Source organism: Streptomyces sp. NBC_00996, assembly GCF_045162675.1.
Taxonomy (GTDB): Bacteria; Actinomycetota; Actinomycetes; order Streptomycetales; family Streptomycetaceae; genus Streptomyces.
Genome location: NZ_CP108723.1, coordinates 3,145,752 through 3,159,648 on the forward strand (window position 1 = coordinate 3,145,752; position 13,897 = coordinate 3,159,648).

At 70.5% G+C, this 13,897-nt stretch carries 13 protein-coding genes; all 13 read left to right on the plus strand.

Features of this window, described 5'->3' with window-relative positions; translation table 11 throughout:
- Window positions 1–202: 202 nt before the first annotated feature.
- The 13 genes from OG390_RS14815 to OG390_RS14875 all read left to right on the plus strand — a co-directional run bounded on the left by OG390_RS14815 (window position 203) and on the right by OG390_RS14875 (window position 13,896).
- A complete protein-coding gene (locus OG390_RS14815) occupies window positions 203–1,231 on the plus strand; it encodes a lytic transglycosylase domain-containing protein (protein ID WP_406177669.1) in 1,029 nt (342 codons plus the stop codon).
- 54 nt (window positions 1,232–1,285) lie between these two features.
- A complete protein-coding gene (locus tag OG390_RS14820) occupies window positions 1,286–2,311 on the plus strand; it encodes a sigma-70 family RNA polymerase sigma factor (RefSeq protein ID WP_406168153.1) in 1,026 nt (341 codons plus the stop codon).
- A gap of 106 nt (window positions 2,312–2,417) precedes the next feature.
- Window positions 2,418–3,362: an ABC transporter ATP-binding protein gene (locus OG390_RS14825; RefSeq protein ID WP_406168155.1), complete on the plus strand. Its 945-nt coding sequence runs from the start codon at window positions 2,418–2,420 to the stop codon at window positions 3,360–3,362.
- Entirely contained in the window at window positions 3,359–4,129 is a 771-nt protein-coding gene (locus OG390_RS14830; protein WP_406168157.1) for an MlaE family ABC transporter permease, read from the plus strand. Before OG390_RS14825 ends, OG390_RS14830 begins: the two co-directional genes overlap by 4 nt.
- Before the next feature lie 6 nt (window positions 4,130–4,135).
- Window positions 4,136–4,939 carry an MlaE family ABC transporter permease gene (locus OG390_RS14835; protein ID WP_399078646.1) on the plus strand — a complete coding sequence of 268 codons (804 nt, stop codon included), beginning with the start codon at window positions 4,136–4,138 and terminating at the stop codon, window positions 4,937–4,939.
- Between the two features lie 5 nt (window positions 4,940–4,944).
- Window positions 4,945–6,189, plus strand: a complete 1,245-nt coding sequence (locus tag OG390_RS14840; RefSeq protein WP_406168158.1) for an MCE family protein — start codon at window positions 4,945–4,947, stop codon at window positions 6,187–6,189.
- Window positions 6,190–6,311: 122 nt separating this feature from the next.
- Window positions 6,312–7,313, plus strand: coding sequence for an MCE family protein (locus OG390_RS14845; protein WP_406177671.1), 1,002 nt, complete (start codon window positions 6,312–6,314; stop codon window positions 7,311–7,313).
- 281 nt (window positions 7,314–7,594) lie between these two features.
- Complete coding sequence (locus tag OG390_RS14850; RefSeq protein ID WP_406177673.1) at window positions 7,595–8,575, plus strand: MCE family protein; 981 nt, start codon at window positions 7,595–7,597, stop codon at window positions 8,573–8,575.
- Window positions 8,572–9,696 (plus strand): MCE family protein, encoded by a 1,125-nt coding sequence (locus tag OG390_RS14855; protein ID WP_406168160.1) that lies wholly within the window; start codon window positions 8,572–8,574, stop codon window positions 9,694–9,696. Before OG390_RS14850 ends, OG390_RS14855 begins: the two co-directional genes overlap by 4 nt.
- Window positions 9,693–10,988 (plus strand): MCE family protein, encoded by a 1,296-nt coding sequence (locus OG390_RS14860; protein WP_406168162.1) that lies wholly within the window; start codon window positions 9,693–9,695, stop codon window positions 10,986–10,988. Before OG390_RS14855 ends, OG390_RS14860 begins: the two co-directional genes overlap by 4 nt.
- A complete protein-coding gene (locus OG390_RS14865) occupies window positions 10,985–12,262 on the plus strand; it encodes an MCE family protein (RefSeq protein WP_406168163.1) in 1,278 nt (425 codons plus the stop codon). Before OG390_RS14860 ends, OG390_RS14865 begins: the two co-directional genes overlap by 4 nt.
- A gap of 221 nt (window positions 12,263–12,483) precedes the next feature.
- A complete protein-coding gene (locus OG390_RS14870; RefSeq protein WP_406168164.1) occupies window positions 12,484–12,930 on the plus strand; it encodes a hypothetical protein in 447 nt (148 codons plus the stop codon).
- A 48-nt stretch (window positions 12,931–12,978) separates the two neighbouring features.
- The gene (locus tag OG390_RS14875; RefSeq protein ID WP_406168166.1) at window positions 12,979–13,896 is read left to right on the plus strand and encodes a hypothetical protein; all 918 of its coding nucleotides are present in this window, start codon (window positions 12,979–12,981) and stop codon (window positions 13,894–13,896) included.
- Window position 13,897: the final 1 nt, after the last annotated feature.

Here is a 13,897-nt window from a genome sequence, read left to right on the forward strand (position 1 = left end):
ACTCCCCCGCGGACCCGCGTGCGCCCCCTTGCGGACACGCGTGCGCTCCCCTTCCCGAAATAGCCGCGCCGCGAGCGACGGACCCCCCGCCCCGCCCCGTAGAGCAGACGACATCGGCCCACAGGGAGGGGAGCGCAACGTGGCAGGGCGAGCAGGGCACAGCGTCAGAGGCGTCCGGGGTGCGGCGATCGCGGCGGCGGCGATGGCCGCGCTGACCGGGTCACAGGCGCCGGGGGCGGTCCCGGCACGGGCCTCCGTGCCTCAGCGGGAGGCGCCCGCCGAGCACGGGCCGAGCGTGTCGGGCGACACCCCGTACCGCACCGGCCTCCCGCCACTGCGGACCCGGGAACGCGAGCGCGGGGCATCGGTGACCGGCGCCGCGCTGCCGGCGAGCGTGTTCGCCGCCTACCGGCACGCCGAGGCGGAGCTCGCCCGCACCGCGCCCGGCTGCCGGCTGCGGTGGCAGTTGCTGGCCGCGATCGGCCAGGTGGAGTCCGGGCAGGCGCGGGGCGGTCGGGTGACGGCGGACGGTACGACCGTGGCGCCGATCCTCGGGCCGCGGCTGGACGGCGGCGCCTTCGCCCTCGTGCGGGACACCGACGGCGGCGCTTACGACGGGGACCCGGCCTACGACCGGGCGGTCGGACCGATGCAGTTCATCCCGTCGACCTGGGCCCGCTGGGGCGCGGACGGCAACGGCGACGGCCGCGCCGACCCGGACAACGTCTTCGACGCGGCGCTCGCCGCCGGGCGCTACCTGTGCGCGGGATGGGGGTACCGCCCGCTCGAGCGAAGCCGAGAGTGGGGGAGGGACCTCTCCGACCCGGCCGAGCTGGACCGGGCGGTCCTCGGCTACAACCACTCGGAGGCGTATCTGCGCACGGTCAGGGCCTGGTACGCGTACTACCTGGAAGGGCACCGGGTGGTGCCGGACGACCGCGCGAAGTCCTCCGCGCACCCGAAGCCGTCACAGCCGCCGGCCACACCGAAACCGTCCACCCGTCCGAGCGCTACGCCCTCCCCGGCACCGTCCGCACCTGCCTCGCCGACCCCCACCAGGTCCCGTGCGGCGGGCGGGGCCACACAGACGCCGCAGCCCCAACTCCCCACGCCCGGCCCGGACATCGAACTGCCCGGCGGCGACCTGCTGCCCAGCGACGGCCCGCTGACCAGCAACGGTGTGGACTCGATGGCCTCCTCCCCCTCCACAACCCCGGATACTGGGCGGTAATGTCGCCACCCGCCGGACGGCACAGGACCGGCGGGTGAGCGCAAAGGGGCCCTCATGGCGACAGACATGCCGGACATGCCTGCGGAGATTCAGGCGGCCCACGACCGTTGGGAGCGCATGTGGAGCCACCGCGAGCAACTGCTCAAGGTGGCCCGGCGCAGGTCGATGAGCCCGGAGGACGCCGAGGACGCGGTGCACGAGGCGATGCTGCGCGCCGCGGAACGCCCCGACCTGGACGACGAGCGCCTCGGCGCCTGGCTGACGACCGTGACCATGCGGCTGTGCGTCGACCGGTACCGCCAGGTCAACCGTGAGGCCGAGGTGCACCGCAGCCCCACGCTCACCGCGCCGGGGCCGGTGCCCGTCGAGGAGGCGGTGTGCGACCGGGCCGAGGCCAAGTGGCTGGCCGTACGCAGCGGGGAACTGCCCGCGCGCCAGGCCGAGGCGCTCCGGCTGAAGTCCGAGGACCTCGACGTCGGCCAGGTCGCCGTGCGCATGGGGCTGAGCTACCGGACCGTCGAGTCGCTGCTCGCCCGGGCCCGGCGCACGCTGCGCAATTCGCTGGCCGGAACGCTGGGCCTCGCCGTGTTCCTGTGGGGGCGCGTCAAGCCGCGCGCGGGCGGACACGCGCAGGCCGTGGCGGTGACCTCGACCGCCGCGACGCTGGTGGTGGCGGGATTCGTGCTGCCGTACGTCCACGACGGGGACGGGCAGGGCACGACTCCGCGTCCGTCCGTGTCCCGTATGGCCCAGAAGACCACGGAGACCGTCCGGCCCGACGGCGCCGGCCGGGCAGCCACCCCGAACGCCCGTGATCTGTCGCCCGCATCCACCTCTCACGGAGCGACGCCGACAGCGCCGCCCGGTGGCCACGACCGGTCGCTGCTGCCGCTGTCGGTGCCGCCCCTGCCGGACGCCTCGCTGTCGCCGGTGCCGTCCGTTCCCGAGGTCCCGGGGGTGTCCGACCTGCCGAGCGTGCCCGCTCTCCCTGATCTGCCGGCCGCGTCCGCGGTCCCGACGACGCTTCCGGCAGCACCGGAGGCTCCGGTCGAGGTACCGACCCCGACGGCACTGCCGTAGAGCCCTCAGAACCCTCGAAAAAAATCCGCGTCCCTCGCGACGGACGCCCCGCCCCTCCCCGTAGAGCAGATGTCGGAGTTGCTCCACGGTGCGAAGGGTGGACCGGATGGGTGTCGAGATCTGTGTGGAAGGGCTGACCAAGTCCTTCGGTCACCAGGTCATCTGGCAGGACGTCTCGCTGACGCTGCCCGCCGGGGAGGTCTCGGTCATGCTCGGCCCCTCGGGCACGGGCAAGTCGGTGTTCCTCAAGACGCTCGTAGGACTGCTGAAGCCGGACCGGGGGTCCGTGAAGGTAGCGGGCCGGGATGTCACGAAACTGCGCGAGCACGATTTGTACGAGGTGCGGAAGCTCTTCGGCGTGCTCTTCCAGGACGGCGCGCTGTTCGGCTCGATGAACCTGTACGACAACATCGCCTTCCCGCTGCGCGAGCACACCCGCAAGTCCGAGAGCCAGATCCGGCGCGTCGTGCTGGAGAAGATGGACATGGTCGGGCTGATCGGTTCCGAGGGAAAGCTGCCCGGCGAGATCTCCGGCGGGATGCGCAAACGGGCCGGGCTGGCGCGGGCGCTGGTCCTCGATCCGGAGATCATCCTCTTCGACGAACCGGACTCGGGCCTCGACCCGGTGCGCGTCGCGTACCTCAACCAACTCATCGTCGACCTCAACGCACAGATCAACGCGACCTTCCTGATCGTCACGCACGACATCGCCTCGGCCCGCCAAGTGCCGGACAACATCGGGCTGTTGTTCCGGCGCGAGCTGGTCATGTTCGGGCCCCGCGAGAAGCTGCTCACCAGCGACGAGCCCGTCGTACGGCAATTCCTGAACGGCCGGATGCAGGGGCCGATCGGCATGGCCGAGGAGAAGGACGCCGCGCAGGTCGAACAGGAGCTGGCGCGGCTCGGCGAGATCGACCGACGGGCCCGCCATGTCGGCAACGACATGACACCGCGTCTGCTGCCGAGCCCCGCCATCACCCGCCCGCCGCGCTGGGAGGCGATCGCGCGCCGCGAGTCCGAGCTGCACCGGAGTGAGGTGGCGGGCGCATGAGGCTGTCACCGACCGGAGCGCTCAGGCAGTCGGGGAATCTCTTCGCGATGGCGCTGGACGTCGTCCGGACCGTGCCCCGGCGGCCGTTCCAGGCACGGGAGTTCATCCAGCAGGCCTGGTTCATCGCGAGCGTCACGATCCTGCCGACGGCCCTGGTGTCCATCCCCTTCGGGGCGGTCATCGCGCTGCAGATCGGCAGCCTGACCCGGCAGCTCGGCGCCCAGTCCTTCTCCGGGGCCGCCTCGGTCCTCGCGGTGCTGCGGGAGGCGTCACCGATCGTCACCGCGCTGCTGATCGCGGGCGCCGGCGGCACGGCGATCTGTGCGGACCTCGGGGCGCGGAAGATCCGCGAGGAGATCGACGCGATGCAGGTGCTGGGCATCGACCCCATCCACCGGCTGGTCGTCCCGCGGGTCCTGGCGTCGATGGTGGTGGCGGTGCTGCTCAACGGCCTGGTGTCCGTGGTCGGCGTCGCGGGCGGCTACTTCTTCAACGTCGTGCTGCAGAACGGCACACCGGGCGCCTATCTCGCCTCCTTCACCACACTCGCCCAGCTCTCCGATCTGTGGGCGGCGGAGATGAAGGCGCTGGTGTTCGGCGCGATCGCCGCGATCGTCGCCTCGTACAAGGGCCTGACCGCGAAGGGCGGCCCGAAGGGTGTGGGCGACGCCGTGAACCAGTCGGTGGTGATCACCTTCATGTTGCTGTTCGTGACGAACTTCGTGATGACCGCCGTGTACTTCCAAGTCGTTCCGCAGAGGGGCTGAGTCATCATGGCGCTGCTGAATCGCCTGGAGGAACTGGGCAGCCAACTGTCCTTCTACGGCCGCTCGTTGGCGTGGACCGGCCGTACCGTACGCCGCTACAAGAAGGAGATCCTGCGGCTGCTCGCCGAGGTGAGCTTCGGCCGCGGCGCCCTGGCCGTCGTGGGCGGCACGGTCGGCGTCATCGCCTTCCTGTCGTTCTTCACCGGCACGGAGGTGGGCCTGCAGGGGTACGCCGCGCTCAACCAGCTCGGCACCTCGAACTTCGTGGCGTTCCTCTCGGCGTACTTCAACACCCGGGAGATAGCCCCGCTGGTGGCGGGCCTCGCGCTCTCCGCAACGGTCGGCGCGGGCTTCACGGCCCAGCTCGGCGCGATGCGGATCAGCGAGGAGACCGACGCCCTCGAAGTCATGGGCGTGCCTTCGCTGCCGTTCCTGGTGACCACCCGGATGATCGCCGGTTTCGTCGCCGTGATCCCGCTGTACGTGATCGGGCTGCTGTCCTCGTACTTCGCCGCCCGCACCATCACCACCGGCTACTACGGCCAGTCGGCGGGCACCTACGACCACTACTTCCAGCAGTACCTGCCGCCGGTCGACGTGCTCTGGTCCTTCGGGAAGGTGCTCGTCTTCGCCGTCCTGATCATCCTGGTGCACTGCTTCTACGGCTACTACGCGAGCGGTGGCCCGGCGGGTGTCGGCGTCGCCGTGGGCCGCGCCGTGCGCACCTCGATCGTCGCGATCAACGTCCTGGACTTCTTCCTGTCGCTCGCGATCTGGGGCGCCAACACGACCGTACGGATTGCGGGGTGAGCCGTATGAGGGTGCTGAGACTGCGGTTGTACGGCGTTGTGTTCCTCGCCGTGCTCGCGCTGCTGCTGTCCCTGTCCGTCGCCGTGTACCGGCAGGTGTTCACCCCGGCCGTACGGATCGAGCTGGAGGCCGACAGCCTCGGCAACCAGCTCGATCCGCGCGCCGACGTCAAGCTGCGCGGGCTGTTGGTCGGCGAGGTACGCGCGGTGCACGCCGACGGGACGAAGGCGACGCTCGACATCGCGCTCAAGCCGGAGTACGTCGCGTCCATCCCGTCCGATGTGCACGCGCGTCTGCTGCCCAAGACGCTGTTCGGCGAGAAGTACGTCGATCTGGTCGCGCCCGCGCGCTCTGCGCACTCCTCGGCTCGCCCCATCCGCGCCGGGGACGTCATCACCCAGGACCGCACCCGCGTCGGCATCGAACTCCAGCAGCTGATGAACGACCTGCTGCCGCTGCTGCGGACCGTGCAGCCCGGCAAGCTCAACGCCACGCTCTCCGCGTTCGCCACCGCCCTCGAAGGGCGCGGCGACCGGATCGGCGACAACCTCACGCGCGTGGAGGACTATCTGCACCGGCTCAATCCTCACTTGCCCTCCCTCACCGAGGACTTCGCCCGGCTGGCCGACGTCGCCGAGGTGTACGGCGACGCGGCTCCCGACCTGATGGAGATCCTGCGCAACACCGTCACCACCAGCCGCACCCTGGTCGAGCAGCGGGACCGGCTCGCGTCGGCACTCACCACGACGGCCACCGCCGCGGGCACCGCCAACGACTTCCTCGACGCGAACGGCGACCGGCTGATCACCCTGGGCCGGGTCTCCCGCCCCACGCTCGAACTCTTCGCCCGCTACTCACCCGAGTACCCCTGCCTCCTCGCCGGCCTGGTGCGCGAGGAGCAGGCCTCCGAGCAGGCGTTCCGGGGCGGCAAGATGCACATCACGCTGGAAGTCGTCCGCCGGCAAGGGGCGTACGAACCCGGTGAGTACCCCCGCTACGGCGAGCGGTCGGGGCCGAACTGCCGCGACCTGCCGCATCCGCGGGTGCCCGCGCCCGGGGTCCACCTCGACGACGGTTCCGCGAAGGGGAGTCCGTCCGGCCCCGGCGGCGTCTCCGCCACCCGGGCCGAGCAGCGCGCCGTCGGTTCGATCGTGGCGCCCGTCATGGGCGTACCTGCCGACGAGGTGCCGCCGGTCGCGACCCTGCTGTTCGGACCGATGGCGCGCGGAACGGCGGTGAGCGTCGCATGAGGACCACGAAGACGGCGAAGACCACGAAGGCTACGGAGACGACGGAGAACGCGAAGTCCGCGAGGGCCACGAGGGCCACGAGGGCCACGAGGACGTCAGGAGCCCGGCAGACCGCCGCCCCGCTGATCAAGTTCAGCCTCTTCGCCCTGGTGACGATCCTGGCGACGACCCTGCTCGCCGCCACCATCGTCAACATCTCCCTCACCCCCGAGCGCACGTATCGCGCGGTGTTCAGCGACGTGACGGGCCTGGAGAAGGGCGACGACATCCGGGTGGCCGGGGTGCGGGTCGGCGAGGTCGAGGGCATCCGGATCAAGGACCGGACGCTGGCGGAGGTCACCTTCACGGTCGGCGCGGACCGTCCGCTGCTGCTCAGCACCGGCGCGGTCATCCGCTACCGGAACCTGGTCGGACAGCGTTACGTCGCCCTGACCGAGGGCGTGGGAGACGGCACCCGGCTGAAGCCCGGCGCCACCATCCCGCTGTCGCGCACGCAGCCCGCGCTGGACCTCAACGCGCTGCTGAACGGCTTCAAGCCACTGTTCGCCGCGCTCAGCCCGCAGGACGTCAACCAGCTCGCCACCGAGATCATCCGGACCCTCCAGGGCGAGGGCGGCACCGTCAACAGCCTGCTCGTGCACACGGCTTCGCTCACCACGACGCTGGCCGGCCGCGACAAGCTGATCGGTTCGGTGATCGACAACCTCAACACCGTGCTGGACACGCTGGACAAGCGCGGCTCCCGCTTCTCCGGGCTGCTCAAACAGCTGCGGCGGGTGATCTCGGGGCTGTCCGCCGACCGCAAGCCCATCGGGCAGTCGCTGGTGGGCATCGGCGACCTGACGGACGCCACCTCCGGGCTGCTCAAGGACGCGCGTCCGCCCCTGAAGGACGACATCGCCGAGCTGACCGATCTCACCGGAACGCTCAACAAGAACGAGAACACCGTGGAGGGCGTCCTGAAGCGGCTGCCGAACAAGCTCAACGAGCTGACCGGGACGGCGTCCTACGGCTCGTGGTTCAACTTCTACCTCTGCGACTTCGACGGCCGGATCGTGCTGCCGAAGACGAAGCAGGTGCTCACTCCCGAGCTGCACGTGGCGAGGGCGAGGTGCGGCGCATGACGAAGCACTTCCTTCCGCGCAGGACCCGTAAGCGCCGCCCGGAACCGCTGGTCAAGGTCCGCATCGATCCGCCCAAGCTCCCGAAGGTACGGCTGCTTCCACGCCGGGCACCGCGCCCCCGCCGCCCCGAACCCCTGGTCAAAGTCCGCATCGATCCGCCCAAGCTCCCGAAAATACGGCTGCTTCCACGCCGGGCACCGCGCCCCCGCCGCCCCGAACCCCTGGTCAAAGTCCGCATCGACCCGCCGAAGCTGCCCCGCATACGGATACGCCGACCGCGCTTGATCCCGTTCCGGGAGCGAAACCCCGTGGTGATCGGAGCCGTCGGCCTCACCATCCTGGGGCTGCTGACCGTGGCCGCGTTCAACGCCGACAGCCTGCCGCTGATCGGCGGCGGCGACGCGTACAGCGCGGCCTTCTCGGAGGCGGGCGGCCTCAAGCCCGGCGACGAGGTGCGGATCGCCGGCGTCAAGGTCGGCAAGGTCGAGGACGTCGATCTGGACGGCGACCACGTCAAGGTCACCTTCAAGATCAAGGGCGATCCGAGGTTCGGTACCGAGACCGGCGCCTCGATCCGGGTCAAGACGATCCTCGGCGCGAAGTACCTCGCGCTGCGCCCCAAGGGATCGGGGCAATTGAAGCCCGGCAGCGAGATCCCGCTCAAGCGGACGGTTCCGGCGTACGACGTCGTGCAGGCGTTCAGCGATCTCACCACCACGACGGAGAAGGTCGACACCGACCGGTTGGCGAAGGCCCTGGACACCATCTCCACCACCTTCCAGGACTCGCCCGCCGAGGTGCGGGCGTCCATCAAGGGCCTGTCGAGGATCTCCCGGACGGTCGCTTCGCGTGACAAGGCGCTGGGCGAACTCCTCGACCATGCGAACGGCGTCACGGGCGTGCTGGCCGAGCACTCCGAGGACTTCACCGCGCTGGTCAAGGACGGCGACAAGCTGTTCAAGGAGATCAGCAAGCGGCGCACGGCGATCCACAAGCTGCTGAAGAGCTCCGCCGCACTCGGCATCGAGCTCTCCGGCCTGGTCGCGGACAACGACAAGGAGATCGGGCCCGCGCTCAAGGGCCTGAACACCGTGGTGCGGATGCTCGAACGCAATCAGTCGAGCCTGGACCGGAGCGTCAAGCTGCTCGCGCCGTACGTCCGGGTCTTCACCAACGCCCTCGGCAACGGCCGCTGGTTCGACAGCTACGTCCAGAACCTGGTCGCCGCTCCGGTGGTGCCGCGCACGGGAGGCACCCAGTGAAGAACCTGAAGAGGCGCGTGGCCGTCATCACCTCACTCGCCCTCGTCGCCGGGCTCACCTACGTCCTGTGGCCGCGCTCCGAGTCCGTCCACATCACCGCGTACTTCCCGCGCACCGTCGGCATCTACCCCGGCTCGGACGTCCGCGTCCTCGGCGTCCGGATCGGCGAGGTCGAGAAGATCACGCCGCAGGGCGACCGGGTGCGGGTGGAGCTGAAGTACGACGAGGGCCGCAAGGTCCCGGCGGACGCCAAGGCCGCGATCATCAACTCCTCGGTGGTCAGCGACCGTTACGTGCAGCTGCTGCCGGTGTACCGAAGGGGCCCGGTACTGCGGAACGGCGCCGTCATCCCCGAGACGCGGACTGCCGTGCCGGTCGAACTGGACCGCATCTTCGACAGTCTGCACACCACGTCCGACGCGCTCGGCCCCAAGGGCGCCAACAAGGACGGCTCGCTGTCGCGGCTGCTCGGGGTGAGCGCGGACAACCTCGACGGCCAGGGCGAGAACCTCAACCAGATGGTCGAGGACCTCTCGCAGGCCGTCACCACGCTGTCCGACGGCCGCACGGACCTCTTCGGCACGGTACGGAACCTGCAGGTGTTCACGGCGGCGCTGGCCGCCGACGACACGAGCGTGCGGTCGTTCAACACCAGCCTGGCCAAGGTCGCGGGGCAGCTCGCGGGCGAGCGCAAGGACCTCGCGGACGCGCTCACGAACCTGGGGACGGCGCTCGGCGATGTGTCCACCTTCGTCAAGAACAACAAGAAGTCGCTGACCTCGAACGTGAAGGGCCTCAGCAAGGTGACCAAGGTGCTCGTCACCCAACGGGCCGCATTGGCCGAGCTGTTGGAGGTCGCTCCCACGGGCCTGTCGAACCTGAACAACGCCTACAACCCGTCCGCGGGCACCCTCGACACCCGCAACAACGCGCAGCAGGCACAGGATCCGGCTTCGCTGCTGTGTTCCGTACTCAAGACGACCGGCGACGAAGGCGGCAAGAACCCCGACTGCAAGGAGCTGAAGGAGCTCTTCGACTCCCTGCCGAAGGTGCCTCAGGGCTCCGCGGTGACGGGAACGGTCGACCGGACGCTCGGCGGAATTCTGGGGGCGAGCGCATGAGCGCGCGGCGCAAGGTCGGGGCGGTGGCGATGGCCGCGGTCGGCTCGCTGCTGCTGTCCGGCTGCGAGTTCAACGGCTGGTACGACGTCCAGCTGCCCGGCGGAGCCGCCACCGACGGCCATGCGTACCACGTCACCGTCGAGTTCCGCGACGTCCTCGACCTGGTGCCGCAGTCGGCGGTGAAGGTCAACAACGTCACCGTGGGCGCGGTCGAGAAGGTGGAGCTGAACGGCTGGCACGCGCGCGTACGGCTGCGGGTCGCCGACTCGGTGAAGCTGCCCGCCAACGCGGTCGCCGAGCTGCGGCAGACCAGCATGCTCGGCGAGAAGTACGTCGCGCTCTCCGCCCCGACCGGCACCGCTCCCGTGGGCCGGCTCGGCGACGGCGACCGCGTCCCGCTGTCCCGCAGCGGTCGCAACCCGGAGATCGAGGAGGTGCTGTCCGCGCTCTCCGCCCTGCTCAACGGCGGCGGAGTGGCCCAGCTCAAGACGATCACCGTGGAGCTGAACAAGGCCCTGGACGGCCGGGAGAACCGGGTCAGATCGCTGCTCAAGGAGCTCAACACGTTCATCGGCGGCCTGGACGACCAGCGGAAGGACATCATCCACGCCCTCAAGGCCGTCGACCGGCTCGCGGGGCGGCTCGGCAAGGAGAAGAAGACGATCGCCCAGGCCGTCGACACGATGCCACCCGCCCTGAAGGTCCTGGCCGACCAGCGCCGCGACCTGACGAGGATGCTCACCGCCCTGTCGAAGTTGAGCAAGACGGGCACCAAGGTGGTCAACGCCTCACACGACGACACGGTCGCGAACCTGAAACAGCTGCGGCCGATCCTGCAGCAGCTCAACAAGGCGGGCAACGACCTACCCGACTCCCTGGAGCTGCTGACCACTTACCCGTTCCCACGCAACGCGGTGGACGCCGTCAAGGGTGACTACGTCAACCTCCACATCACGGCCGACCTCGACCTGTCGGACCTCTACGGGAACCTGACGGACGGCTCCGGCAAGCCCGGCAAGGGGAACGGCGACTCCCAAGGGCCCGAAACCCCCGACCTGCCGGATCTCCCGGACCTTCCGGCCGTCCCAACGCCCACCGCGCTGCCGAGCACACCGAGCCTGCCGTCGTCCCCCTCGGTGCCGTCGTCCCCCTCGGCTCCGTCGAGCGGCGGCGGGCCGCTGTGCCCACCGGTGTGCACCAGCAGCTACACGACCGGCACAAGCGACGCGGACCTGCCCGAGGGGATCAACCTCGCGCTCGCGGAGCTGATGCTGAAGGGAGTCCAGCCGTGATCACCCGTACGGTCAAGGCCCAACTCCTCGCCTTCGCCACGGTCACCGCCGTCGGGGTGTCGTACGTCGGCGCCGAGTACACCGGCCTGGTGGACGAGGTCCTGAACCGCGGCTACACCGTGCAGGCGGACTTCGCCGACTCCGGGGGCATCTTCCCCGGCGCCGAGGTCACCTACCGCGGGGTGCCGGTGGGCCGCGTCGGCGCGCTGCAGCTGACCGGCACCGACGGCGTCTCGGTCGACCTCGACATCAAGGACGGCGCGCCGCGCATCCCGGCGGACACCCTCGCCGTGGTGGCGAACCGCTCGGCGGTGGGCGAGCAGTACGTGGATCTACAGCCGCGCACGTCCCACGGCCCGTATCTCCTCGACGGCAGCGCCATCCCCCGCGGCAGCACCCGCGTACCGCTGCCCACCACGGACCTGGTCCTCAGCCTGGACCGCCTGGTGAACTCGGTCGGCAAGGACGATCTCCAGGTCACGGTCGACGAGCTGGGCAAGGCCTTCTCCGGCACCGGCCCGAACCTGAGCCGCCTGGTGGACTCGGGCAACGCCCTCGTGGAGTCGGCGTCCGACTCACTCCCCCAGACGATCTCGCTCATCGAGGACTCGCGGAAGGTCCTCAAGACGCAGGCCGACCAGGGCTCGTCCATCAAGTCGTTCGCGCACGATCTGGCGACGCTCAGCGCACAGCTGAAGTCGAGCGACGGGGACCTGCGCAAACTGATCGGCAACGCGACGCCGGCCGCCCAGCAGGTGAACTCGCTGCTGAAGTCCACCGGTCCACAGCTCTCGGTCCTGCTGGCCAACCTGATCAGCGGCGGCCAGGTCACGCTGGCCCGCCTGCCCGGCGTCGAGCAGTCCCTGGTCACCTTCCCAGCACTGGTCGCGGGCAGCTACACCGTCGTCCCGGGCGACGGCACCACCCACTTCGGCCTGGTCGTGAACGCCGACGACCCACCGCCGTGCACCCAGGGGTACGGGACGACACGGCGCGACCCCTCAGACATCAGCACGCGCGCGGCGAACACCGACGCGCGCTGCACGGCCCCGCGCGGAAGCAAGACGTCAGTACGGGGCGCGCAGAACGCCCCCGGCATGTCGACCGCTTCCGCCGGTGCGAACCAGATGGCGTACGCGACGCCGTACGACCCGGAGACCGGCACCGCCACCGGCCCGGACGGAAGACCCGTCGAGATCGGCTCGACGGGCGGCCAACAGGCGGTGTTCGGAAGGGAGTCGTGGCAATGGCTGCTAGTCGGACCGATGGCGTGAGCGGGGACATGGCGGGCGAGGCACTTACGGGCAGGTCCCTGTCGGGCGAGGCGCTGACGGACGGAGCCGGGCCGGGCAAAACACCGACGGACGGAGCCGGGCCGAGCAAAACACCGACGGACGGAGCCGGGCCGAGCAAAACACCGACGGACGGAGCCGGGCCGAGCAAAACACCGACGGGCAGGGCCTGGTCGGGCAGGGCCCGGTCGGTGGGGCTGGTCGTGGCGACCGTCTTGACCACCGCACTGACGATCTGGCTGAGCCTCAGCCTCTACGACCAGCGTGAGGCGGAGCAGCGGCGCCAGGACATCCTGGCCGCGGCCCGCCAGTCGGCGCTGAACTTCACCTCGCTCGACTACCGGCACTACGACCGGGACAGCGCGAACGTCCTCGAGGGCGCCACCGGCGACTTCAAGAAGCAGTTCGCCGCGCAGACCGAGCAGCTGACCAAGCTCGTCGCCGAGAACGAGTCCGTGTCCGAGGGCCAGGTCCTTGACGCGGGCATCGTCCGCTCCGACAAGCACTCGGCCCGCGTCCTGGTGGTCGCCGACAGCAAGGTGACCAACACCGCCGCACCCAAGGGCGAGGCGCGCACCTATCGGCTCCAGCTCGACCTGGTGCAACGGGACGGCCGCTGGCTGACCTCGGACGTCGAGTTCGTCGGCTGACCGCGCCCTGACCGCCGTACGACCCAAGAGCACATGAGGAGTAAGACCGTGGCGAAGACGACCACCCAAGGCCGCGGCTCGGGTTCCGGTTCGAGCACCCGACGCACCATGACCGCAGCCGCCCGCGCGGCTGCCAAGCGCGCGGAGCGCGGCCACCGCGAGCCGGGACCGGCCACCGACGAGGAGACCCTGGGTCGGCCCGAGGCACCGGCCGCCGGACGCACCGTGCTCGTCGAGGCCCCGGAGAAGGACGGCTGGGACGACCCGCCCGAGCCTTCACCGGAGTCCTTCGAGCAGGACGCGCCGGGGGATGAGGGCGAGCCGGGCCGCGATGCGGCGACGCGGCGCGGTCGAGGCGAGCCCGGCCCCGGCACGGCGACGCGGCGCGGCAGGGGCGAGCCGGGCTCCGGTACCGCGACAAGGCCTGGCAGCGACAACACTGCCCTCGGTACCGCGATGCGGCGCGTCCGGCGGCGGCTGCTCACCGCGGTCCTGTGCGTTCTGCTCGTGGCGGGCCTGGCCGCGGCCGCCGTGCTCGGGTGGCAGTACCGGGAGGGAGTCCGGGCCGACCAGGCGCGCGGGCAGGCCCTCGCGGCCGCGCGGCAGTCAGCACCCGTCGTCCTGTCGTACGACTACCACCACCTGGACCGCGACTTCGCCACGGCACGCGCCCACCTCACCGGACACTTCCGCGACGAGTACGGCAAGACCACCACAACGGTGGTCGGACCGACGGCCAGGAAGTACCACGGGGTGGTGAAGGCGACGGTGGCGCACCCCACCGGCGGCTCCCCCTCGGCCTCCGTGGTCTCGGCCTCGGCGGACCGCGCCGTGGTCCTCCTCTTCGTCAACCAAGTGACCACGAGCACCCAGGTCTCGGGCTCCCGCGTGGACCTGAACCGGGTGCGGATGACGCTGACTCGCACGTCCGACGGCTGGAGGGTGAGCGGCGTGGACGCGCTCTGAC

What these genes read in the sequence shown, in the direction of transcription:
- OG390_RS14840 (WP_406168158.1), top strand. Translation starts at nt 4,945, where the DNA reads ATGAGGGTGCTGAGACTGCGGTTGTACGGCGTTGTGTTCCTCGCCGTG.
- OG390_RS14830 (WP_406168157.1), top strand. Translation starts at nt 3,359, where the DNA reads ATGAGGCTGTCACCGACCGGAGCGCTCAGGCAGTCGGGGAATCTCTTC.
- OG390_RS14835 (WP_399078646.1), top strand. Translation starts at nt 4,136, where the DNA reads ATGGCGCTGCTGAATCGCCTGGAGGAACTGGGCAGCCAACTGTCCTTC.
- OG390_RS14815 (WP_406177669.1), top strand. Translation starts at nt 203, where the DNA reads ATGGCCGCGCTGACCGGGTCACAGGCGCCGGGGGCGGTCCCGGCACGG.
- OG390_RS14820 (WP_406168153.1), top strand. Translation starts at nt 1,286, where the DNA reads ATGGCGACAGACATGCCGGACATGCCTGCGGAGATTCAGGCGGCCCAC.
- OG390_RS14825 (WP_406168155.1), top strand. Translation starts at nt 2,418, where the DNA reads ATGGGTGTCGAGATCTGTGTGGAAGGGCTGACCAAGTCCTTCGGTCAC.
- OG390_RS14860 (WP_406168162.1), top strand. Translation starts at nt 9,693, where the DNA reads ATGAGCGCGCGGCGCAAGGTCGGGGCGGTGGCGATGGCCGCGGTCGGC.